Source organism: Streptomyces sp. NPDC048671 (assembly GCF_055587045.1).
The window spans coordinates 87142-109755 of sequence record NZ_JBVJHB010000021.1; the positions used below are offsets into that span (position 1 = coordinate 87142).

Annotated in this window: 25 protein-coding genes; 22 read left to right on the top strand and 3 right to left on the bottom strand. The window is 68.4% G+C overall.

What is annotated here, in order from left to right; translation table 11 throughout:
* Positions 1 to 50 precede the first annotated feature (50 nt).
* From ACZ6S6_RS33545 to ACZ6S6_RS33575, 7 genes are all read left to right on the top strand, one after another.
* Complete coding sequence (locus ACZ6S6_RS33545; RefSeq protein WP_469708722.1) at positions 51 to 1007, top strand: hypothetical protein; 957 nt, start codon at positions 51 to 53, stop codon at positions 1005 to 1007.
* A gap of 128 nt (positions 1008 to 1135) precedes the next feature.
* Positions 1136 to 1603 carry a hypothetical protein gene (locus tag ACZ6S6_RS33550; RefSeq protein WP_469708723.1) on the top strand — a complete coding sequence of 156 codons (468 nt, stop codon included), beginning with the start codon at positions 1136 to 1138 and terminating at the stop codon, positions 1601 to 1603.
* Between the two features lie 114 nt (positions 1604 to 1717).
* Positions 1718 to 2350 (top strand): ribonuclease FAU-1 family protein, encoded by a 633-nt coding sequence (locus tag ACZ6S6_RS33555; RefSeq protein ID WP_469708725.1) that lies wholly within the window; start codon positions 1718 to 1720, stop codon positions 2348 to 2350.
* A gap of 239 nt (positions 2351 to 2589) precedes the next feature.
* On the top strand, positions 2590 to 3060 hold the full coding sequence (locus ACZ6S6_RS33560; RefSeq protein WP_469708727.1) for a 2'-5' RNA ligase family protein: 471 nt from the start codon (positions 2590 to 2592) through the stop codon (positions 3058 to 3060).
* On the top strand, positions 3057 to 3362 hold the full coding sequence (locus ACZ6S6_RS33565) for a hypothetical protein (protein WP_469708729.1): 306 nt from the start codon (positions 3057 to 3059) through the stop codon (positions 3360 to 3362). The genes ACZ6S6_RS33560 and ACZ6S6_RS33565 overlap by 4 nt, the downstream gene beginning before the upstream one ends.
* An 8-nt stretch (positions 3363 to 3370) precedes the next feature.
* The gene (locus tag ACZ6S6_RS33570; RefSeq protein ID WP_469708730.1) at positions 3371 to 3514 is read left to right on the top strand and encodes a hypothetical protein; all 144 of its coding nucleotides are present in this window, start codon (positions 3371 to 3373) and stop codon (positions 3512 to 3514) included.
* A gap of 441 nt (positions 3515 to 3955) precedes the next feature.
* Positions 3956 to 4453, top strand: coding sequence for a hypothetical protein (locus ACZ6S6_RS33575; protein ID WP_469708732.1), 498 nt, complete (start codon positions 3956 to 3958; stop codon positions 4451 to 4453).
* A 126-nt stretch (positions 4454 to 4579) separates the two neighbouring features.
* Here ACZ6S6_RS33575 and ACZ6S6_RS33580 read toward each other — a convergent pair whose 3' ends face one another.
* Positions 4580 to 4843 carry a hypothetical protein gene (locus ACZ6S6_RS33580; RefSeq protein WP_469708734.1) on the bottom strand — a complete coding sequence of 88 codons (264 nt, stop codon included), beginning with the start codon at positions 4841 to 4843 and terminating at the stop codon, positions 4580 to 4582.
* 242 nt (positions 4844 to 5085) lie between these two features.
* Here ACZ6S6_RS33580 and ACZ6S6_RS33585 point away from each other — a divergent pair, with 242 nt between their 5' ends.
* From ACZ6S6_RS33585 to ACZ6S6_RS33610, 6 genes are all read left to right on the top strand, one after another.
* Positions 5086 to 5967 carry a hypothetical protein gene (locus ACZ6S6_RS33585; protein ID WP_469708735.1) on the top strand — a complete coding sequence of 294 codons (882 nt, stop codon included), beginning with the start codon at positions 5086 to 5088 and terminating at the stop codon, positions 5965 to 5967.
* A 327-nt stretch (positions 5968 to 6294) separates the two neighbouring features.
* Entirely contained in the window at positions 6295 to 6573 is a 279-nt protein-coding gene (locus tag ACZ6S6_RS33590; protein WP_469708737.1) for a hypothetical protein, read from the top strand.
* Complete coding sequence (locus ACZ6S6_RS33595; protein WP_469708739.1) at positions 6530 to 7075, top strand: DUF6879 family protein; 546 nt, start codon at positions 6530 to 6532, stop codon at positions 7073 to 7075. Before ACZ6S6_RS33590 ends, ACZ6S6_RS33595 begins: the two co-directional genes overlap by 44 nt.
* A 14-nt stretch (positions 7076 to 7089) precedes the next feature.
* Positions 7090 to 7938, top strand: coding sequence for a helix-turn-helix domain-containing protein (locus tag ACZ6S6_RS33600; RefSeq protein ID WP_469708740.1), 849 nt, complete (start codon positions 7090 to 7092; stop codon positions 7936 to 7938).
* 95 nt (positions 7939 to 8033) lie between these two features.
* Entirely contained in the window at positions 8034 to 8210 is a 177-nt protein-coding gene (locus ACZ6S6_RS33605) for a hypothetical protein (protein WP_469708742.1), read from the top strand.
* 45 nt (positions 8211 to 8255) lie between these two features.
* Positions 8256 to 8720: a DUF6415 family natural product biosynthesis protein gene (locus ACZ6S6_RS33610; protein ID WP_469708744.1), complete on the top strand. Its 465-nt coding sequence runs from the start codon at positions 8256 to 8258 to the stop codon at positions 8718 to 8720.
* Here the strand turns inward: ACZ6S6_RS33610 and ACZ6S6_RS33615 are convergent.
* Entirely contained in the window at positions 8660 to 8923 is a 264-nt protein-coding gene (locus tag ACZ6S6_RS33615) for a hypothetical protein (protein ID WP_469708745.1), read from the bottom strand. The two genes, ACZ6S6_RS33610 and ACZ6S6_RS33615, sit on opposite strands and share 61 nt — an antisense overlap.
* 337 nt (positions 8924 to 9260) lie before the next feature.
* On the opposite strand from ACZ6S6_RS33615, the gene ACZ6S6_RS33620 reads away from it, so the two are divergent.
* The 7 genes from ACZ6S6_RS33620 to ACZ6S6_RS33650 all read left to right on the top strand — a co-directional run bounded on the left by ACZ6S6_RS33620 (position 9261) and on the right by ACZ6S6_RS33650 (position 15386).
* Entirely contained in the window at positions 9261 to 9503 is a 243-nt protein-coding gene (locus tag ACZ6S6_RS33620) for a hypothetical protein (protein ID WP_469708747.1), read from the top strand.
* Positions 9500 to 9718, top strand: coding sequence for a LexA family protein (locus tag ACZ6S6_RS33625; protein ID WP_469708749.1), 219 nt, complete (start codon positions 9500 to 9502; stop codon positions 9716 to 9718). Before ACZ6S6_RS33620 ends, ACZ6S6_RS33625 begins: the two co-directional genes overlap by 4 nt.
* 232 nt (positions 9719 to 9950) lie before the next feature.
* Positions 9951 to 11345 carry a hypothetical protein gene (locus tag ACZ6S6_RS33630; protein ID WP_469708751.1) on the top strand — a complete coding sequence of 465 codons (1395 nt, stop codon included), beginning with the start codon at positions 9951 to 9953 and terminating at the stop codon, positions 11343 to 11345.
* A 252-nt stretch (positions 11346 to 11597) separates the two neighbouring features.
* Positions 11598 to 12917 carry an AlbA family DNA-binding domain-containing protein gene (locus tag ACZ6S6_RS33635; protein WP_469708753.1) on the top strand — a complete coding sequence of 440 codons (1320 nt, stop codon included), beginning with the start codon at positions 11598 to 11600 and terminating at the stop codon, positions 12915 to 12917.
* 305 nt (positions 12918 to 13222) lie between these two features.
* Complete coding sequence (locus tag ACZ6S6_RS33640) at positions 13223 to 14152, top strand: hypothetical protein (RefSeq protein WP_469708754.1); 930 nt, start codon at positions 13223 to 13225, stop codon at positions 14150 to 14152.
* Positions 14149 to 14856, top strand: a complete 708-nt coding sequence (locus ACZ6S6_RS33645) for a hypothetical protein (RefSeq protein WP_469708756.1) — start codon at positions 14149 to 14151, stop codon at positions 14854 to 14856. Before ACZ6S6_RS33640 ends, ACZ6S6_RS33645 begins: the two co-directional genes overlap by 4 nt.
* Positions 14853 to 15386: a hypothetical protein gene (locus ACZ6S6_RS33650; RefSeq protein WP_469708758.1), complete on the top strand. Its 534-nt coding sequence runs from the start codon at positions 14853 to 14855 to the stop codon at positions 15384 to 15386. The genes ACZ6S6_RS33645 and ACZ6S6_RS33650 overlap by 4 nt, the downstream gene beginning before the upstream one ends.
* Before the next feature lie 67 nt (positions 15387 to 15453).
* Here the strand turns inward: ACZ6S6_RS33650 and ACZ6S6_RS33655 are convergent, their stop codons facing one another.
* Positions 15454 to 17607, bottom strand: coding sequence for a helicase associated domain-containing protein (locus ACZ6S6_RS33655; protein WP_469708760.1), 2154 nt, complete (start codon positions 17605 to 17607; stop codon positions 15454 to 15456).
* 716 nt (positions 17608 to 18323) lie between these two features.
* On the opposite strand from ACZ6S6_RS33655, the gene ACZ6S6_RS33660 reads away from it, so the two are divergent.
* Positions 18324 to 21980: a PIN domain-containing protein gene (locus ACZ6S6_RS33660; protein WP_469708761.1), complete on the top strand. Its 3657-nt coding sequence runs from the start codon at positions 18324 to 18326 to the stop codon at positions 21978 to 21980.
* Positions 21981 to 22267: 287 nt separating this feature from the next.
* Positions 22268 to 22528 carry a hypothetical protein gene (locus ACZ6S6_RS33665; protein WP_469708763.1) on the top strand — a complete coding sequence of 87 codons (261 nt, stop codon included), beginning with the start codon at positions 22268 to 22270 and terminating at the stop codon, positions 22526 to 22528.
* Positions 22529 to 22614: the final 86 nt, after the last annotated feature.

Below are 22614 nucleotides of genomic sequence, written 5' to 3' on the forward strand. Positions count from 1 at the left end.
CGTACGAGCCGGAGTCGGGGGCGTGGCCCGGCCCGGCAGAGGAGTACGTCATGCCGAAGAACCAGTCCACGGCCGCGCAGTTGGCCCGCCGGGCGAGCCGGAGCGGAGCCAAGTACACCGAGGCCCTGCGCAGCGCGACAACCGGCGATGCACCGCGCGCACCGCACGTCCTGCGGTTCCTGGCGGAGCGCTCGGGGAACCTCTACCACCTGGCTGGCGGGATCGCGGCGGCCTGGGCACACAGCGGACAGCGGGTTCTGCTCCTCGAGGAAGCCGAGGACTACTGGCGCTGGACCATGAGCGGGGCGGGCCGCAGCCGCGGCCGCCGTAAAAAGGAGATCGGTCCGGCTATCCCGCCGGAGCCGGTGACCAGCACGCTGTGGTCCTCGCCGGACGGCCCCGGCCTGCTGACCCGCCACACCTGTATGTGGGAAGCCCGCCGCGCCGTCCAGGAAGACAACCGCGGCGTCCCGCGCCCCGACCGCAGCCCGCTCACGGCGGCGGTGGCCGACGCCCTCGACGCCTATGACGCGATCGTTCTCGTGCCGAAGCACTGGTCCTACCCCGACCGTGAGCACGCGACGGCGCACGTCGTGCTCGGGGAGATCGACATCTTCCCGGACGTCGACTGCAGGACCGCGCTCCCCGGTCCTGGGGGCGAAGAGAAGGGTGTGCCGCTGAGCCCCGAGCAGAGCGCGGCGGTGCTGCGCGAGCGCTGTCTGGGTTTCCTCTTCGGATTCCCACACCTGCCCATCGTCTTGGACGGGGTGATCTGGCAGTCGAACGGGGAGCCTGTCGACGCGGCCTACCTGGCGGGCATCGACCAGGACATGGACCGTGCCGGACTGCGCCCCCTGGGCTGGTCGTTCGCCGGACGCCGGCCTGCCTCCCACAGGCAGCTGCCCGAGCCCGACCAGCTGAAGGACCCCGACTTCGTCCGGCAGTACCAGCCCATCGCCAGGCGCCTGCGCACGGCGCTGGAAGCCCGCCCCGTCGGCGGGAACTGACCCGGGCAAGCCACCGCCGGGCGTGAGCGTCCGCCCGGCGGGACGGCCCGCGAAGTCGCGGCGCCGCCGTATGGGAGGGACCAACCCGGGCCCGGCTGTACGCCGGTGCCAGACCGTAGACAGGTCTCATGAGACGCAGCAGAGAAGAGAACCCGCCCCAGGATCTGCCGGGCGACCTGTGGCACGCCCTGGCCCAGCTCCAGCACACCCACCCCGACCCGGTGGGCCGCGTCGGGCCGCTCGCCCGTCCGGCCGGGCTGCTGACCTTCACCGCGGCCGCCGACTCCATTCTCGCCGCCCGGGTGCAGCTGACCGGCGCGCAGACGATGGAGCAGGTGAACGACACGCTCCGCGCGATGACCGCCGACCTCCCCCGCGCCCACTTCACCGGCCCCGGCGTCGCGCTGGAGGTCACGCTCAGCAGACGGCAGGAGCTCCCGATCCACACGCAGCACACCATCGGGCTCACCCAGCTCTTCCGGGACGCCGCCGACACAATCTGGGCCCGCAGCAGGCCCGGAGGCGGCTCGTGCTTCCACTGCGACGGGAGCGGGCGCGCCCGCTCCCTGTGGGAGCCGGTGGCCGAGGACGCCTGAGCGAGGTCCCCTGGGCAAGCCGCCCCGAACGGGGCTTGCCCATCCCGGCCCTGGCGCGCTGAGGTGGTGGCCGCGTGGCCGGATATCCCGGCCGGGCTCGCGAGGGAGGCACTGGTGAAGACCTTCACGACGGGGGAGACGGTCGTGCGGAGCGATGTGCACCGCAGCGGCCGGGTGTGGAGCGAGCAGGCGCTTCGGGTGGTCGACGACTCCGGCGAGGTGCTGGTGTGCGCGTGTGCGCCCGGCGCTCAAGCGCGGTGGCCGGCCCTGTACGCCAAGGCCCGCGACGAGGACGACCGTACGGTGCGCATCGAGGCGTTCGAGGCGATGGCGGCGGGGGAGTGGGAGCTCGAGCCCGGGGTGTGGCAGGAGACGGAGCTGCTGCTGTGGAAGCCGCCGGCGGCGTGGTTCAGCGTCAACGCGTTCTTCACCGCGGGCGGGCTGAGGAACTGGTACGTCAACTTTGAGCACCCCACCCGCCGTACCGAGACCGGGTTCGACACGCTCGATCTGACCGTCGACCTCGTCATCGATCCCGACCTCAGCAGCTGGCGGTGGAAGGATGAGGACGAGTACGCCCATGTTCGGCGGCTGGGCATCGTGACCGACACCGAGCACCAGGCGGTGGACCTCGCCCGTGCCCAGGTCCTCGCGATGCTCGAGGAGCGCACCGGCCCGTTCGCGGACGCCGACCGGTGGGCGTCCTGGCGCTGGGAGCCGGCCTGGCCCGCGCCGCGCTTGTCCTGAGAGGCGATGAAGCCCGGCAGAGAAGCGACCGCGCCGACGGCCGGGGCGTGGCAGGCTCTGCGGCGGGGGCGAAGGCCGCCCGGACAGGGGGATGCTTTTTCGAGCGGGTGGGGCGCGTCTGGCCGGTGGGCCGCCGGGACCTGCACTGGCACATCCTGCCGACGCAGGAGGAGGCCGCTGCTCTTGCTGCCCCGTACGACGGCTTCGCTCCGCCGGCCCCGGGATTGCGGAGTGTGCCGTTGGAGGGAATCCACTGCACGCTCCTGCACGCGGTCGGGCTGCACCGCGACGACGTCGACCTGGACGCGCTCGTGAAGGACGTCGAAGACCGCGCGCGGACCGTGGAGCCCTTCACCCTGACGTTCGACCGGCCCGCCATCGGTGCGATAGCGGTGGAGATCAGTGGGTGGCCGGGGACTCCGTTCACCGCGGTCGTGGAGATGCTCATCCAGGCGATGGCCCGCACCGGAGCCGCCTTCACCCCGGCCCCGAGCCGCTACCCCCACCTGTCCCTCGCCTACACCTCCGACGGCGCCCAGGACGTCGACGCCGTCACCCTGCGCGCCGCGCTGGCCGCCATCGAGGAGCCGCTGTCCGCGACGGTGGCCGTGGACCGGCTGCACCTGGTGGAGCAGTGGCACGACGGCGCCCACATCAGGTGGGAGCCGATCGCCGAAGTCCGCCTCGCACAAGCGGTGGTGCCCGCATGACCTTCCCCGGGACACGGCCGATCCACGGCGACACCCTGCACCTCACGACCGACACCACCACCACCACGACGACGATCACCGGGGCCATCACCTGCCAGGGGATCCTGCGCGAGGGCCGCGGCTTCGTGGAACTCACCCTGCCCGATGCTGACCCCGAGCAGCGCCGGACCCTGGAGTACGCCAAGAGCTACCAGTACGACCTCTACCGGGGCGGCGCGCTGCTCTACTCCTCACCGCCGCTGAGGATCAGCGGGATCCGGCGGATCAGCGACGGGTCGCTCGTGGTGACCGGGGCACCCTGACCTCACCGGTGAAGATCGCCCGCGCCCAGGTCCTCGCGATGATCGAGGAACGGGCCGGGCCGTTCGCGGACGCGGACCTGGCCGCCCTGTTCTGTGCGTTCAGCCCAGACGAGGTGGAGCCGGATCCCCCTGACGACGCTGCCGGCTCATGACGGCACCGGACTCGAAAAGGAGTTCCGGGGTCGGGGAGCCGAGCCCGAGGCGATCATGGACTATGTGCTCATGAGCACGATGCGTCGCCGTCTCGGCACCGGACCGGTCACCCCTGCAACAGCTCAGCCGGGGAGGGAGCAGCCGCGTCTGCTGGCGGCCGAGCGCATCGAGCCCGAGGCGCGCCTGGCGGCCCGGAGCGACGAAGCGGTCGAAGGGCGGGGCCGGCGGAAGCTCGGGGATGGTTCTGTGTTTCCCGCCGGGCTGGGGTTCACCGGTTCGGGTATTCAGGGTTCGTCGGCGCCCGGGGTCGGGCAGGGTCGGAGCAGTGGGACCGACGATCGGGCAGTGGGGTAGGGGATATGTGGGAGACCGAGGAGTTCGGCGCGTCGCATGAGGGGCGCCTGGGAGCGGTGCTGGCTGGCGGCGCAGAGCCAAAGCCGGTGTACGTCGACACCGGCAGCGGTGCGGAGATCCACAAGATCAGCGATTGGTGGGTCTACGACGGGACCCGGCGCGCCCCGCTCGCGACCGCGCTGCGCGGGTCGTGCTCGTGCGGCTGGCGCGGTACGGATCTGCACCCCCTGGACTGGCAGCAGGTCACCGAAGCCGGAGGCCCTGACCTGTACGACACCACCGGCCCGGAAGCCGACTGGGACCAGCACATCGACGACATCGAAGCCCGCACCATCCCCGTTCCCGACGACATCACCGCCCTCCTCACCCAGCTACGCACCCGTCTGGACACCCTGGCCGCGGACGCTCCGCTCGCGGCGCTGAAGGTCATCGGCACCCTTGAGGGCATCAGCGCCGATACCGCCAGGGCCGCCGCCTACGAGGTCGAGACCGACGAGAAGTCCTGGGGCATGGTCGCCACCGCCCTCGGGTTCACCGAACCGGAGGCCCGCGCCCTCGTCATGCGCTACACCCGATGCTTCTGAGGGCGGGTGGAGGCGTGGTTGCGTTGGGGGGAGTCGTACATCGTGACGTGCGAGATCCGTCGGCCCGAGACGCTGACGGACGGGTAGGACGCGGTCCGGGCTGGGGCACCGCAGGCGGCTAGGGGGTCAGGGCGCGTCGCCCTCCCACACCCACGGGCCGTCAGGACGGCTGAAGGTAGGCGCGTATGAGGTCCGGCCGCCCGGTCCGTATGTGCTGTGAGGGGTGATCAGGTACGCGCCGATGGTGATCTCCTCTTCCGTCCAGTCGGTCACCTCGATCAGCTGCCCGTCCAGCGGCCCACTGGTCAACTCGCGGTAGTCGAGCCCGGGCTGCGGCCCCGGTGCTGGGTCATCACGCTCGCTGCCGCACACCCTCGGCAACTGTGACATCTGGCCAGTCTGAAGCGACGCTGCGCCCACCGGGGCGGAATCGGCGCGACTTCACCGGGAAGAGCCCGCGCGGCCTTTGCCGGCGTGCCAGCGCAAGGGCCCGGAGCCATAACCCACATCCGTTCGGCGGTGCGTCGGCCTGTCAGGACACTGTTCCGTATATCGCTTTGTAATTCCCTGATCTATAGGCGATAACTGCGCTAGCGTTGGCGTGACACTGACAACGAAAAGCTGGGGCAGCCGTGAAGCGAGACCTTGCCTTGTTCACCAACTCCAAGCACGTGCGGGGCGCCGAGCCGGAGGAGCTCGCCCACGGAGTGCTCGGCGCATGGCTTGCCGGGCGCGGGGACGGATTGAAGTTCACGAACTTTGACCCGACCCGTGTCGCCGTTGTTGTGGGAACCGCGTTCGGCAAGGTGATCGGCGCCTACGACACCGTGACAGGCGCCCCGGACGGGAGGCACTGGTCATACGTGAAGGACGACTTGGTGGCTGGCCGTCAGCGAGTCCGGTTCCGCGGTCAGCCCTCCGAGGAATTTGCCCATCTGGTCGGCCAGCCATCGCCTGTGACCTGGGCACGAGGGGAGCGCAACCCCGTAAAGACGCTGGCACTTAAGCAATTGCGGGAGCTCTACGCCGACGTCGAGACCGTTCCCACCGGAGAAGCTCCTGCTCTACGGGCCCGCGTCGGGGACGCTGTGCTGACCGTCGAAGCGGACGGCAGCGTGATCGTTGATGTTCAGCCCGGAACACCCGTCACCGTCCGCTCGGCAGCACCGCAGCCGACGAAGGCCGCGTACTACACCCCGTCCTCACTCACTCGCGCGCTCGTTGAGAGCGCTCTGGCGCCGTTCGAGGAGATGCTCCTGAAGAGCGGGAAACTCGCTATTTCCGATCCGGCGGCTGGTATGGGCGCGTTCCTGATGACCTCTTACGCACGGATCGGTGAGTTGTACGGCGAGAACCGCAGCGGCTCCCTCGCTGAAGTGGAGTCGGCTCTGGAAAGGATGCGTGCCCAGGGCGAGGCCGATGCCCAGCAGATCTTCGAGCAGCTCCGCAGCGAGGAAACATTGCGTGAGCTTGCTGAAGTCCTCGACAGGCGGATCGTTGAGGCTCTTCGGTGAGCGGATCTCCACAAGAGCCGAGGGAGAGCGGGCTCATCCTGGGCCTACTACTCGCGGTTATCTTCTTCATCCTGGTCTACGTGACACACGAGCATCCAAGCCTCGCCAACCCGTTGACCGTGGCCACCGGGGGAGTGGCCGTCGTAGTGGCCGTGTTCGTGTACGCAGCCTCGCGGCGTTAGCCGGTTAGCGGTCCTGGCACAGATCTCCGAAGCGAAACGGAACGGGTCTCCCGCAGCCCTCGCGTCGAAGCCTTGACTTGGCCAGGGGCGCAGCGGGACGGTCGTTGCGCGCAACTGTGCGCAACACTCGACACGGGAGTACACGATGACGTTACGGTTTGTCGGGATCGACCCCAATACCGGCGGAGAGGGCTCGCCGACGGTGTGGGTGGAAAAGGAGAGCGCGGACCTGATCGTCCAGGGCGAGGAAGCCGACGCCCTCCTCAAGTCCCTGGTCGGCTCCACCGAGTGGGTAGCTGGCCACAAGACCGGAATCCCCGCACACGAGCGGGTGATCCGGATCCCGTTCCGCATGGTGCAGATTCTCAAGGAGGCGTGCGATGCCGCTGAACGCGCAGCAGCTGAACACCGCGACGTTCGCTGAGCTGCTCGCCGACACCCATCACACGGCGGTCCACCTGGAGATGCGCGACGTCTACGCCGTCGGCGACGAGACGGACGACTTCGAGACCTTCCTGCGCACCGGTGTCCCGAACCTCGATCCGGCCCGCTCGTTCTGGCCGCAGTGGATGCCGCTCGTCAAGGACGCGGTCACCCGCGGCGTGGTGATGCGCCGCGCGCGGATCGTGTCCGAGCCGGTCACCGACTACATCCGCTACGAGCACGCCATCACCCCGCTCAACCTCCAGGCCGGAGAGGACGTGCGCTGGCTGCCCCGCCGTCGTACGTCCGACATCCCGCTGCCCGGCAACGACTTCTGGCTCCTGGACGGGACGCTCGTGCAGTTCCACCACTTCACCGGCACCGGCGACTGGACATCGGACGGCAAGGAACGCACCAGGGACTCAGCCGCGACCGTGTTGTGCGCCACGGCGTTCGAGACCGTGTGGGAGCGCGGCATCCCGCACGAGAAGTACACCGTCTAGGACTCGATCTGCCGATGCCCGCCTCTCCCTCGTCCAGCGCCCAAGGAGCCCGCGTAGCACTCGCGGTACGCCTGCAGCACCTACGCAAGGACGCCGGCCTCACCGGGAAGGAACTCTCCGCCCGGTGCGGCTGGCATCCCGCGAAGACCACCCGCATCCAGAAGGGCGACGCCGCGCCCTCGGACACCGACATCCGTACATGGTGTGCGGCGTGCGGCGCCGACGGCCAGGCCGACGACCTCGTCGCCACCGCCCGCGCCGTCGACTCCATGTACCTGGAGTGGCGCCGCCTGCACCAGGGCGGCATGCGCAAGGTCCAGCAGGACTGGAACACCCTGCACGAGCGGACCCGCGTCTGCCGGGTCTACGTCTCCAACGTCCCGCCGGGCTTCTTCCAGACGCCCGGCTTCGCCACCGCCCTCATGGAGCAGATCACCCGCTTCCAGGGCACCCCCAACGACGTCGCCGAAGCGGTCGCCGCCCGCATCGCCCGCTCCCGCTTCCTCTACGAAGGCGGCCACCGCTACGTCGTCCTCCTCGAGGAATCCGTCCTGCGCTTCCGCACCGCCGACCCCGAGGCAATGCGCGGACAGCTGCGCCACCTCTTGGCCGTGATGCCGCTCGCCTCCGTCTCGCTCGGAATCATCCCGTTCACCGCGCAGCGCACCGTCTGGCCCCTGGAAGCGTTCTACGTCCACGACGACACCATGGCCGTGGTGGAAACGCTGACAGCGGAGATCAAGGTGACGCAGCCACGCGAGCTCGCCGACTACGCCAAGGCGTTTGCCGGCCTCGCGGAGATGGCCGTCTACGGCGACGCCGCCCGCACGCTCATCCGGGCCGCGATCGACGCCCTGGAGTGAACCTCCGCAATACTCCGCAACTTCGTTGAACGCGCGGACCGTAGGTGCGTAGCGTCGACGGCACCGACGGACCACCAGCCGGAGAGGCGGGGCTCATGCGCGTACACACCGACTCCACCGCCCCGGCCCCGGAGGGCCGCAGCCTCCAGCCGCCCGCCTACGGAATCCCCTCCCCGGCCCTGCTGGCCCGCGCCGACCGCGGCTTCGCCCGGTTCCTCGGCCAGCACAGCGAGGACCAGGACAACGGAGTCGGCGAGGCCCCCCAGCGGTGACCGCCGGCCACCCGCGCAAAGACGCCCCAGCAGCAAGGCCCCACCATGCACACCAGCACCCACACGGTCCTGTACGACCCCGACGGCCTCATCGAAGCCGAGCTCCCGCTCGACCGCGAACCGTACGAGTGCCTCGTCACGGCCGTCCTCGCATGGACCGGCCAGGACACGCTCACCACCCGCGACCTGGAGCAGATCGCCCTCCAGCTCACCGGCCACGCACGCGCAGTCGCCGCCGACGTCCGCCGCCGCGCCGACCAGCTGCCCAAGGACAGCGGGCCGAAGGCACTCGCCGACGTCGTCCTGCGCGAGGCAGAAGACCAGCTGTCCACGACGATCGAGGGCACCGTCCGCTGCACCCAGAGCCGTGCACGGCTTGTTCGCGCCCTCTACGCACGCCTGGACCGCCTGGAGACCGCAACCGGTCCGTCTACTGCGCCCTCAGCCGATCAGGGCGTGTCACCCTCCCATACCCACGGACCACCAGGACGGCTGAAGGCAGGCCCGTAGGAGGCCCGCCCGCCCGGTCCGTATGCGCTATGAGGGGTGATCAAGTGCGCGCCGGTGGTGATCTCCTCTTCAGTCCAGCCGGTCACCTCGATCAGCTGTCCGTCCAGCGGCCCACCGGTCAGCTCGCGGTAGTCGCGGCCGGGCTGTGGCCCGTGCTCCGGGTCATCACGCTCGCTGCCGTACACCCTCGGTCCCTGTGTCATGCGACCAGTCTGGTGTGACACGGGGTCCACCAGGACGGGAATCGGTGCGCCTTCACCTCGAAGAGTCCCTGCCCGCTGCGCAGCCCATACAGGTGCAACACCAGCCTGTGGCAGTGAAACGCCACCGGTGAAACGCGAGTGAAACGCTCCTGCGCGTTTCACCCCTGACCTGCGCCGATGCCCTGGATGGAGGTGGGTGGATCCGGTGCAGGGCCGTGCGTTGCAGGCCCCGCCATGTTCGGTGTCGCCGGTAGGGTCGTGCGGATGATCGGGCAGCGAGCACGGACACGCGTGTCCAGACGTGACAAGAAAATCGAACACACGATCTAATACGGGAATGGATGCCCCCACCTTCCCCGCCGACCTGATCCAGGCCCAGCGCGACCTCAACACCACGTACGACGCCCTCGCCACACTCCGCCAGCACGGCAACACCGCACTGCGCCGCCGACTGCTCCTCCTGTCCGCCCGCATCTGGTGGCACCCCTTCTGGAACACCCAACCGCCCGGCAGGCCGGCAGACCGGACCGAGCTGCGCCGTCAGGCCCGCGGTGACCGTCGCGCAGCGAGGGCGGCATGAGAGCCGACGCCCCGACCGATCGGCAGGTCCAGATTCTGCGGGTGATCAGAAACTGGATTGCGGATCACGGCGAGGGGCCCTCGATCCGCCAGATCGGAGAACGGGTCGGCCTCACCAGCAGTAGCTCGGTCGCCTACCAACTCGGTCGCCTGGAAGACCTGGGACTGATCAGCCGCACCGGGCGCGGGTGGCGCTCCTGTCAGCTCGGCACCTGAGTCCCCTCGCTCTGTCAGCGGCACCCGGCCTACCGTCAGAGTTCGGAACCGTGACATCCCCAGGGCGACGTCAGTGTCCCCGCATACTGGCGGATCAAGCTAATGCCGTACGGCTGCGGCCTCACCTGCCCGCATCGTCCACGCTCAGCGTCCGAGTGCGGCGAGCTGGTCGGCGTGCTGCGATGTGGCCAGGAGCGTGGCCGGCGGTGGGGGTGCGCTAGTTTCGTGCCGCATGGAAGACACCTCCCAGCTACGTCAAGCCGCCCTCGTCTGGCTTGAGCAGGCACGTCATCTCCCCTCCATCCCCCAGGATGTCACCGACGCAGCGCTTGCAGAGCGGCCGGAGTGGGATGACCTGAGCAACGCGGTGGTCATGACAGCGCCGATATCGGAGCACCGTGACCTGTACGGAAAGCTCACCGGTGACTGGCTGCCCAGATGGCCCGTAGTTCTGGGTGCATCCGGGCTGGGCGACGCGACCCGTCTGATCGCTCAAGGGGCGGCGGTACCGGTGGAAGAGGTCGTGGATAGTTTCGTTGCCTTCTGTACGGCGTCGGCAACGGGTGTCGAGGACTGGCTGCTGCTGACCGGCGATCTTCCTGAAGGCGCACGAGTTCCGCTGGGCCATTACACCCTGCAGACCTTCACCACCGACGAACTGAAGCAGCTGGGCCCCATGCCCGCGCTCCACGGCTTGCAGCCGGGCGGGCTCGACCTCGGTCTTCTAAGCGGCGCGCCCTTCGTCCATGCTCCGAACCCTGAGCGTACGCCGGATCGCAGAGGAACCCACTGGTTCGAGAGCGCTGGTCCTCGGCCGGAAGCCCGCCACTGGAGAGCTCTGCTCCCCCTCATCCTGTGGAGCGAGGACCTGTTGCACATCGATGCCGTGTTCAGAGTCGAGCGTGGCCGGTACTTCGAACTGAACCGAAACGACGTACCGACCACCATTGACACCGTTGCGAGCCGCTACGGGAAAGTCGAATTCGAAGACCGCAAGACGGGGAGCTTCTACCTCGCCCCGGCTGATCTGCCGCGGATGCAGGCCTTCTGCTCCGCAGTAACAGCGAGGATCGATGCCGTGATGGCCGGCGCAACCAGTGGCCGCAAGCTGCCCAGGAAACGTGCCCGACGGCTTGAACGGGCCGCCCGACACCTGCTGCAGGCCTACCAGCGCACCACCAGCGACAACGAAGTGTGGGAGCAAGAAATAGACGAGCTGCACCTGGACTACGTCATCGCTCTGGAAGCCCTGATAGCCAGCCCAAACGATAAGCACGACGGCATCAGCAAGAAGATGCAGACTCGCACGGCCGCTCTGTTCCCCTCAGCCCTGCGCGAGCTCGTCAGGAAGGCAGTACGGGACGCGTACAACGCGCGATCCCTGTATGTACACGGAGACCTACTCAAAGAGCAGGAGGAGAGTGAAAGGCAGACTGAGCTACGTGAGCTGAGGCTGATCGTGCGGCAAGTTGTTCTGCGCTGGCTCATCCTCACCCCCCACGACAGCCAGGACCTCGCACCACGTCTCGACGCCGCTGCCGACTGCGGCAGCTGTGAACAGGCCATTGACGAGCCTCTGCGCGCTTTCTTCCAGGAAACGACGACACGGGACGACATCCGGTCCTGAGGCGGCATGAGCGTGACTTCAGATCTGGGGGGCGAGTACGGACGAAGACGGTCGTGGCCTGCCCACTCAATCGATTCAACGTTCGGCGCAATCCGCCCATCCGCCCCGGCTCTCGGGGGAGACCGCAAGGGCGATCTCATGGGCGGCTCTCTGATGCACTTCGGGAAAATGCATAGTGGCAGCTGGCCGACCCGCTTAGCGTGATCAGGCTGGCAACCGTCAGCACGATGGTGGATACGCACTGGAGTACCGATGGCTCTGCCCGCCCGGCTCATTGCCACCCTGGGACGACACCCCGACGACCTCACCGAGGACGATCTCCAGCGGGCGGTCGACAGCCAGATACCCGAAGGCGTCGATCTGGACTGGAAGAAGGACTTCTACCAGGGCACCGACGCGGGCAAGAAGGAACTTGCCAAGGATGTGTGCGCCATGGCCAACACCGCCGGCGGCATGGTCGTCATCGGTGTCGACGACGGTAAGCAGGACCATGCGCACGCCCTCGCCCCTTCCGAGCCGTCCCCGGGGCGGGGTGAGGAGTGGATCCGCTCGGTTCTCGCGAACTGGGTCCAGCCTGTCGTGCCCCACGTAGGCGTGCGTTCCGTGAAGTCGAGCATCGCGGTCGGCAAGGTCTACTGGCTCCTCACCGTGCCCCCGAGCACGCAGACTCCGCACGCTGTCGCGGCCCCGGGCAACGACTACAACTTCCGAGTGCACGTCCGACACGGCACCACCACGCGAACGCTCGCCGAATCCGAGATCGCCCAGCGCTACCGCGACCGCTTCCAGGCCGCCTCCGACGACGTCGACCGCCTGCAACAGGTTGGCACCTCCGGGCTGGGCTACCTGTCGGCCTACCTGAGCAGCACAGAGCACGGGCGCCGCCCCCGGGCGAACGACTATCCGGGCTGGCTCACTCTGGCCGCGGTACCAGCTGTCCGAGGCGCCTACCCCCTGATCACCCAAACCGAACGGGAAGCAGCGTTCGACCGGTTCGCCGCGCTCGCCCAAAAAGCGATCACCACCAACGCGCGACCGCACCGCCCCGTACTGGTCGGCCGACGGCAAGTCCGATTTGAAGGCGTCCCCACCGGCCAGCTCCACCAGGACGGCAGCTTCTTCGCGGCACGGCCGATCAACATCCGAAGCAGTCAGCACGACCCCGAAGGCCCCAGGATTATGTACTACCGCGGCTTGGAGCTCGACCTCGTAGCCCTGGTGCAGGTATCGGCGGCCTGGGCGGCGGAGTCCGGAGCGGCAGGCGACCTCATGATCTCGACTGCACTCCACCGCTTCGACGACAGCGACGCGCCGGTGCACTTGCGGGTATCGGAGGACGCCTTCCACGACGGTCCCCCTGCGCCGCTCCCGCCAACTCCTGCGCAGACCACAGCGAACCTCGCAGCCATCATCAACGACAAACGAGAGGCCGTCGTCGCCGCCTGCGCCCTCGCATCCGACCTGCTGGCCGACATGGGTGCACACCAGCCCCACGTCCTGACGTCCGATGGGGACATCGTGCTGGCGCGGCTTGGCGATTACCGTCACCACCTCACGGGCTGGGGTGACTGACACCGACAGCACAAAGCCGCAGGAGCTGGATCTCCGGCAGGCTGCCGCGAGGTCAACCGCCTTGGACACGGGAGTGAAACGGCCAAGGCCGCGTAGTTGAGCCTTGGCGAAACGGAGACCGTGTTTCGTTCTGACCTGGGTGAACCCCAGTTGGGTGGCGGTGTTCTCGATCCATAGCAGCGTCCACTCGACACCGGCCCCGCAACCCGTTCGGTGCACTTTCTTCAGTACCACGGGGGATCGGGTAGGCCATTCGTGTGGTGCGGCCCCCGGAATTGTCAGAGCCTCGCTCTACGTTCCGAGCCATGACCGATTGGATCGAGCCCAGTGCTCGTGAAGCAGATACGGCGTACTCCCCTGAGCAGGTGGAACTCGGCCGGAAGCACGTAGCTCGTGATGACCTCTTGACGGGCGAGAGGCAACGGACGCGCCTGGAGATCGGAGATCTCCTGCTGGAAGTCGCGCCGATGGACAACGACAAGCCCTCCAACGACGCCCACGAGTTGATCAGGGCGTTCGCCGCAGACATCGGCATCACTGCCGACATGGCCCGTGAATACCGGTGCGTGTCCGCAGGCTGTGACCGTGCGCTCAGGCAGGTCCTGGCCGAGTCCGCCGTCACGGTGTCCTACTCAGTCGTTCGCGAGGCTGCGCGGTTTTCCCTCCCGCAGGGGACCCGGGAGGCTGAGAACGCTCTGGCGAAGGCGGACCATGAGCGCCGGCGCCAGGACCGCTGGGAGATCCTGCTGCAGATGCTGCAGGAGCCCGGCCGCCGCCGGGTGACGGCGCAGGAGTTCCGCGCAGCGATCGGCGCGCGGCCGATTCCGAACTCGGCCTCCGCGATGACCGCCGAGAAGATCGTGGAACAGCTCGACCGCCCCGATGTCAGGTCGGCGGTGATGGCGAGCGTGATGGACCCGGCGTTCCTCGTAGAGGCGTTCGCGGCCGATCCGATGGCGGAGCTCAAGATCCGCGACAGCCTCGCCCAGATCACCCAGGCGACAGGCAGCAGGGAGAGTACTTCCGTCCCTGAGGCGACCGACGACCGGCTGGTCCTGCAGTTCCGGCGCCAGGTGAACTTGCTCTACGGCCTGGTCGAGATGCACCCCGAGCAGATCATCAACATCGCCGACGAGGCCATGCTCAACGAGCTGGAGAAGGCGTGCGAGGGCGTTGTGCACTGGGCGCAGCGGCTGCACTCGGCCCGCAGCTGCGGACAGGCGGGTGTGCGGTGACCGCCTCGCGCTACACCTCCCTGTCCGCTGCGACCCGGCAGTGGATCACGGACAACTACGGCCCGCTGTTCGCCCAGCACGGTGACAAGAACCGGCGGACCGGCGAGTTCATGGACCTCATGATCGAAGGGGTCCAGGCGGGCGAGCTGCCGGCGATTGAGTACTTCAAGGTCGTCCTCGGCCCCGTCCTTGGTGCGCTGGACAACGACCTGATGCTTCGATTCGCGCACAGCGGCACCGAAACGCCGCCGCCCGCAGGACCGGGGAAGGAGGGCGGGACGAAGGCACCCGGCGGCACGACACCGCCGATCCCCGGTCTCGGCAACGGCGGAGCATCCTCCGGGCCCGCTCCCGGCGGGTGCGGCACTGGGACCGACATGGGGATCACCATCCCCGGCCAGCGCTCGTTCCTGCCCGCCGACCTGGTCCACGCCCGCATCGTGGAGGTGACCAAGCAGCTCCTCGCTATCAAGGGCAACCAGAAGCACCTGCGCGAGCAGGAGAAGGACAGTCGGGCGTTCCGCAAGCTCCTCGACGGCCAGTACGCGGAGCTGGAAACTCAGCTCCGCGCCCTGCGGCGGGCGCAGGAGCGCATCAAGGAGAACCCCGAGATCGGACTGGACGCGCTGGCTGCCCTGGGTATCGGCGCCGCGGAACTCGGCATGAGCGATGCCGACCTGGTGGCTCTGGCAGGAGCGGTATGAACGGCGTTTCCTACTCCTCGACCCAGTGGCACGACTACTGGAAGTCCATGGTGCCGGCGACCCAACGTGAACAGCGGCGCGGAGACCACATCGCCGATGTGATCGCGGCCGACGGATGCGTGGTGGAGATCCAGCACGCGAGCATGTCCCCGACGAAGATCATGGGACGCGAACTGGACCACGGCCACATGGTGTGGATCTGGGACGGCCGCTCCGCCTACGCCTCCGGTGCCCTCTCGCTGACCGCCTTCGCCAACGGCATCGTGAGTTTCCGGTGGAAGAACCAGCGCCGCAACCTCCGTACGTGCCGGCGCCCGTGCTTCCTAGACCTCTGGACGCTGGGGGAGTGCGGGCAACGGATGCTGCTGAAGATCGGCATCCTCAACGAGGACGGAACGGGCTCCGGCCAGCTGGTCTCCCACGACATCATGCGGCTGTGGATCGTCTCTGGCCTTCCCCGCCACCCGCTCGCCGAGCTCCCCGAAGGCTGCGGCATCCCGGCGGTGGAATTCGCCACGGCAGTCGCGTAGCACGACCATCCACCTGCCGTGCCCCGGACATCTGACAATGTCCGGGGCACGGCAGGGGCGGGCGTAATCAGTAGTCGTCGCGTTCGGAGGGCGGCCCGTACTGCTCGATGAGGTCGCAGGTGCACGTACCGCCCTCGTAGGAGGCCTTGTCGCACTCGTCGTGGTGATCACGCTGCGCCAGGTGCTTCGAGGGTGCGGGCTGTACGGCGGCGGGCTGAACCGGGGCGGCCTGGGGGATCGTCACTGACTCTGCCCACTGCATGCCCAGCGTCGCGAATGCGGCGAGCTGTTCGGCGTCCAGCCGATCCCTCCTCGATTTTGTGTTCGAAATCCATACGCCCAGTTTGACGATCACCGGCTCGATCTCGCCGTCGATGGCGACCTCAACGACTGCACCCCGGGGCACGGGCCGGTCCACGCCTTCCCGTTCTACCCACTGCGTGAGGGCCATCAGAGCCCGTTGGAACGCCGCCTGCGCCTTGCTTGGGCTCTTCGTCGTACGAGCGGCTGCCGGGGCGGGGGCCGAAGCGTCAGCGGGCTGCACGCCCAGCTTCGACAACCGCTCCTGCTGCTTAGTCGACAGCTGTGCCCAGGTGCCAGGATTCTTCTGGCGCTCCAGCCACTTGCCCAGGTCGTCGCCCTCGAACAGCACTCCGGGTTCGATGGGCGGCAGGGCGCCGTCGGCGTCGACGAGGTCGGCGAGGACGCGGTAGTGCCGCTGCCAGTCCAGCGGCCACGGGCAGTCCCAGTCCGGGTCGACCGCGGCCAGCTGCTGTGCGCGCTGCTCCGCCCGCTTCGGGTCCTTCCCGAGACCGCCCTTCCGGCGGAGGTTGGCCATGTGCTGCCCGACGGGCACCATCGCCTCGCCCTCACCCCAGACGGCGTCCTGACGGGGTGCGAGGTGCCCGGTGGCCCGCCGGTAGGAGCGGAGCGCGGCGAGCTTCTTCTCCCACGCCTCCTCGCCGGGCTCCCAGACCATCCCGGCTTCCGCGGCGTCCAGCAGGGTCTTGCGCCGCTCCTCCAGCTCACCCGCCCGCAGCGCTTTCCGCTGCTGGTGGACCCAGCGGCCCAGCGGGAAGTCCTTCGTGACCCCCACTTCGACCTCGACGTCGTAGGCAACGGCGTGCACGCCGGTGATCTCGTTCTCCTTCCGCCAGCGGATCAGGGCCTGGAGTCCTTCCAGCCACACCAGGGACTCCGGCCGGTAGACCCGAGTACGGAGGAACGCTGCGATCGTCGCTGCGTCGCGGGGGCTGGAGAAGTGGAGCAGGGCCGCTTCGGCGGCGGCCTGGGTGTCGTGGTCCTCCTGGTCCTCGCCGTCACCCTCCCCGCCGGCCCCGACGATCTGCCCGTTATCGTCCCGCCGGACGTGGATCTTGCGCTTGCCGCTCGTGAGCGCACGGGAGGCGAGCTGCTCGACAAGTCGATCATCATGACTGCGGAGCCCCTGGAGGATGGCGACAAGGGGGCGGAACGAGGCACTGGCGACCATGTCGGTCGGGTCCTCATTCGGCTCCAGGAACACCGGCACGATGATCCTGGCCACCTTGGTGCTGCCATCCTTGTTGAGCCGGAGCGCCCGGCCGATGTTCTGCACGATCTCCACCTGGGAGCCGCGGGTGTCCGCGAAGCAGATCGCCTCGACTCCCCGCTCACCCGTGATGTCTACGCCCTCTCCGAGCACGCGAACGCTGGCGAGGAAGGCACGGTGGACCCGGCGTCCGGCCGCGTCGATGCCGTTGGCGAACTGGCGCAGAGCCTCGCGCCGCTCGGAGACGAGGTGGTCGCCGCACAGCCACGCCGACCACACCCGGTCCGGCGGGACGTGGCGGCCGGCCTCCAGCTCGTAGAACTCCGCGTCGATCGACGACTTCGGCAGCCGGTCCGCAGCCGCCAGGTCGGCGTCGGACGCGTCGTTCATGTACAGCGCGGCCGCCGTCTCGGGAAGCTTGTCAGCGAACGCTGCGGCTTCCTCGACCTTCTGGTGGAACGTCATGACCGTACGCAGGTTGTACGCCGCCGCGTGCTCCAACAGGGCGGTCTGCAACAGGGCCAGGCGCCGGCCCCGCTGCGCCTCCTCCGACTCCCCGAGGACCGGCGAGGGGTCGCGGATCTCCAGGACGTCGATCTCGAATCCTGCGAGGATCTCGCGCTCGATGGCCTCGCTCAGACCGAGCTCTGCGAGCCACGCGCCGTAGGTGCCCTCCGGGTCGTCCGACATGGTCGCGATCTCCGCCTCCTGGCCGTCCGCGCCCTTCTGGGGCCGGGCGGCGGCGAGGATGCGCGGGGTCGCGGTGAGGTAGAGCCGGAAGTCTGCCGGGATCCGCTGGTTGTCGTGGATCGCCGCCCACGGCCGACCAAGATCACCGGCGGTTCCGTGTGCCTCGTCCGTTTTACCGATCGTTGAGATGTGCGGGGCGAGGTTGGCCTGGTGTTCTTCGCGATGAACATGTGTGTGGTGTTGGCGACGGTCGAGCGGTCCTCAGTCGTCGTCGATGTCGTCGAAGACGCTTCGCTCGGGAGGTGCGTCCGCGGATGCGGAGTGGCCGTGAGGGGCTGCCGCCCGAGGGCCTTGCGGGGGGTATTCGTCCTTCGGGGTTGTAGTTGTGCCCCGCTCGCCGAGTGTTCGAGGCGCAGCCGGTCACGCCACGCGGGTGGAGCGGGGCCAGCTGAGCGGCTACCGGGATTCCGCGCGACCGGCGCCGCCGGTCGCGTGCTACCGCACCAGGCACTGCAACGCCCTGCCCGTAGTCGACACCTTGGTCGAAGCGGCCAGGATCACCATCGCGCCCGTCGGTACGTCCGCGGTCAACTCCAACCTGAGCGCCCGGACCGGGACCTGCCGCGCTGGCCGCCCTCATGGCCTGTCGCCCTGTGTGCAGGTGTGCTGTCAGTGCTGGCCGATAGATTGGCCGTCTTGACATGAGTGGGGGCGCCGTGACTTCGCAACCGCGTCGTAGTTACACCAACGCGACGATCGCCGGGCTGATGACGTTGGCCCGCGGCGCGTGCTATTGGCCCGGTTGTGGCGAGCCAGTCATCCGGATGGTCGGTGCTGAGCCGATGCTCAACCTGGAGATCGCCCACATCCGCGCCTTCGAGAGCGGTGGTCCGCGGTTCGATCCGTCCTGGACGGTCAAGCAGCGCAACAGCTTCGGCAACCTGATGCTGCTGTGTACTCCTCACCACAAGACGGTCGACGGCCCCAACAACGCCACCTACCCGGTCGAGTTGCTGGAGGGATGGAAACACGATCGTGAGGCTGAAGGTCAGGACGCATTGGCGGGCCTGCGGGATCTCAGCGAGGAAGACCTGCTGGGCATGTGCACCGCCCTGCGCGACGAACTCGTAGCGGTGCTTGAGCAAATTGCCGGCAGCAGCCACGAAATCCTCCGCCGTCTAGATGCACGGACGGACTTCCAGACGGGGCTGCGGACCTTGAGCCTGCGGGCACAGGAAGAGGCACAGGCCCTGACGGGAGCGTGGCCGGCCGTGGAGCAGGCAGTCGGGCTTTTGCAGAGCTGCCCGACGGAGCGCAAGGCGCTCTTGAGGCAGTGGGCCCACCGGTTTCCGAGTTGGATGGAGAAGGCGCCCCCGCAGGCGTTCGCCTGGCTGGCCGAACTCGCCTCGGACTACGAGGCCCACCGGGCTTCGGTCACGTTCTTCCAGCGCTGCATCGATGATGGCGGCTTCCCGCGGGATCTGCGGGTCGCGCGGGCAGCCCAGCAGCTCAGCGCGGCCGGAACGGACCAGGACGCGCGCGATTTTCTCGTCACGAACAACAATCCCAGCTCACCTCTCCTGCTCGGAATGCTGGCACTGTTCGACAACGACTGGAAGAAGGCTCTGGGCCATCTCGCATCCTGGGAGCCGGAAACCCGGACTGCCCGGGCATTCAAAGCCGGCCTGGAAGCCCACGCCCTCACCAGCACGGGCCAGGACGCCGCCGCCCTGGCCCGGCTGCGTGCCGCAGACCCGGACGGCATCATGTCCGGCATCCAGCATCTGTCCGCTCTCATCCTCCTTAACCGTGCTGTCCGCGGCCGGAGCGAGCACCGGCTCGCGGATGCGCGCGAAGCCCTCGCGCTGGCGATCAAAGCCCGCGACGGCCGCCGGACATGGTTCGGCGACAGCGTGGCACCCGCAGTGGTGGCGGTGCAGGCAGCCCAGACCTGCGGAGATGCCGCCACAGCCTGGGGCCTGGCACAGGAACAGTCCGAGGGCCAGGCACTCGCCCGCGAGGCGCGCGACCCCCGACTGATCGAGCACCGCGCAGTGCTCGCCGCGCTTACCGGCCGGGTGGATGAGGCTCGACGCCTCCAGAGCCAGGTCGAGAGCGCCTACGCCCGTGCGCAGATCACCGCCGTGATCTTGGAGCGGGAAACCGACGGCCAGATCGAGCCCTCGCAGATTCAAGCCGCCTGGCAGGCCGTGTGGGACGCGGCCACCACCGAGCAGGAACAACTCCAGGCCGCAATGGGAATGGCGGAATGCGGGACGCAACCGGCCGACCTGGACCGCCTCGAAGGCTCCCATCCTGAGATTGTCGCCGAGATCAGACTTATCGCCCGAGCACTGACCGCAAGCTCAGCCGGCGACCTCTCCGTGCTGCGCGCCAACGTCACCAAGAGTCGGATCATCGTGCTAGCACTGGCACAGAGGTACCAGATCAGCGGGGAACGAGAGCTTCGGGCACGTACGCTGCGCTCGGGTGCGGAGCATTGGCGTGACGCCTTCCTGATGGCCATGGCGGCAGACGCCTACCGGCATGCCGACATGCTCGCGCAGACGAAAGTGTGCGCGCGGGAGGCCCTGACGCTAGCCGGTCCGGACTGGGCTGCACAGGGTGAGATGTATGCGTTGCTGGTCGAGGCGGAGCTAGCGGAAGGCAACACCGACCGGGCCACCGACGCGGCGCGGAACATGCTTGCCCTCGATCCGCACGACCACAACGCCCGTTGGGCGCTGGTCCGCTGCCACGTAGCCCGCAGCCTGTTCGAGGATGCTTGGAATGTCCTGGCCTACCAAGGCACGCCCATCGAACCCCGCACCGGACACGAGGCCCTGCTGTGGGTGAAGTTGGGGGCGAGGCACTCCAGCGAAGCCAACTTCGCCGGCCAGGCTCTGGCCCTGATGCAGCGCTGGCCCGATGACGAGGAACTCCTCGGCGCGTTCATCGCTACCCTGCACCTGAGCGCCGCCGGCACCCCCGAGCGGTGGTCCGAAAACGACGCCGACCAGCTCAACGAAGCCACCGCCGAGTACCTGGAACGGTTTCCCGACAGCTCCCAGTTCCGCGCCGTGACACTAGGCCCAGACGATGATCCGCTCGTCAACGTTGCTGACGAATTGCGTCAGGCGCACGAGAACGTCAAGGGAGTCCAGAGCAAAGTCGCTGCTGGCGACCTCCCCTTGGGCACCCTGACGTGGGTAACCGGTCGGGGCTACACGGAGCTGAGCCTGCGCCGGGGGGCCGGTTTCGTCTATGCGGGCAATGCCCTGGCCGCCGGCGTGGGAGCCGAAGCGGTGGCCGCAGCCCGCTCCGTGCGCACGGTCATCGATCCAACCGCTGCCCACACCTTGGCACTGCTGGATCCGGGCCATGCCGAGCGGCTGATCGGCAGCTTGGAGGAAGTGGTTACTACCGACCAGCTGTTCCAAGACGCCCTTTACGCGAAGGAGTCCCTCGCGCTGCAGACGGAGCTGACGCTGGGCTGGGACGAGGCAGGACAGCGGGCAGAGGTCCGCAGCGACGAAGTGGCGAACCTGGAGCGGCTGCGCTCCACGTCAGTCCGTGTCGTGGACGTCCTCAGATCGGTCGCCCGTGTTCCACGTCCGGAACTGCGCCGCTTTCCGCTCCCTGGCACGCGCGGTAAGGAGTGGCTTACCGCGCCCGACTACGCCAAGGAGCACGGGCTGGTCCTGTGGAGCGACGACCGGGTCCTGCGCGCGATCGCCCGTGCTGAGCACATCCCCGCCTTCGGAACCCTCGACCTCCTGGACGCCACGACCGCTGCCGGCCAGTTCAGTGCCCACGAGGCTCTGCTCATCAAGGCTGACCTCTTGCGCAATCACTACGTTGACATCGACTTCTCCACCGACCTGTATGAGGCCGCGGCCCTTGCCGACGGCTGGCAGGCCAAAGCCGTCGCGAACGCCCTGTCCCGCCCGCTGGCATGGACGCAGCCGCAGTCCGCGGCATCGTTCGTGCTGGATTGCATCTCCCGCATCAGTGAGCAGCGCCCGCACGACATCAACCTGTGGCTGGCTGCGGCCTCCACCGGTCTGGCCCGAGCCTCGGTGCCCGGGGCGGCGAACCAGAACCTCAAAGCTCTGGTCTGGCAGGTCCTGACCCAACCGTGGGTCAACACTTCCTCGCTCCCGTTCATCCTGACCGGGCTCCGCTGCGGCATCGCGGTCCGCGACGACGCTGGGCTACCGCTGGAGGAGGCGCTCGCCCAGTTCTACGCCGCCCTGGTCGCCCGATTCGGTCACGTGGCGGCCGCAAGTCAACTCATGAAGCTGTACAAGATCGCTCCTGACGCGGAGAAGGCGGCCGCCGCTCGGATCGTACTCACACACCCAGGAAACTGAAGGCTCCTCGCCCAGGACCGCAGATGAACCAGTAACCCGGCGCGGCCCGAGGGATATAGCCTGTTCCCGCCGGTCCGACCGTGTCCTGCGGCATGCCAGCCGCCGCACAACACGGCCACCCGTGTGAAGGAGCGCGATGCGGTTACGCCCCCACCAGCAAGAGGCCCTGGCCGCGATCCGGGCGGCCGTGGGGAGAGCCTGCGGCGGATGACGGTGGTCTCCGCCAGCGGCAAGATCCTCACTGCCCAGCGCGTATCCGCCGAACTCGCCCCCAAGGAGCGACGCTGGTGCTGGTGCCGACCAAGGTGCTGGTGGTGCAGACCGCTCGCAAGTGGCGCGAAGCCGGGTATCGCGGCCTGCTGATCGGCGTGTGCTCCCTATCCCAGAAAGATAGTGGCGTGTCGCCCCCGGAACTCACCATGACCAGCGACCCGGCCGCCATCGCGGCCCAGGTGAGCGGCGGGCCGACGGCGGTGGTGGCGACCTACGCGTCCCTGCCCGCCGTCATCGCCGCCCACCGCGACCCAAGGGAACGTTCTGGCGTGTGAGGGTGACGGACTTTACCAACTGTCACCTGGGTGTGTGGGACGTTCGTGTGGAGTGGTCCGCCGGGGCGGGGGAGGGGTGTGGACTC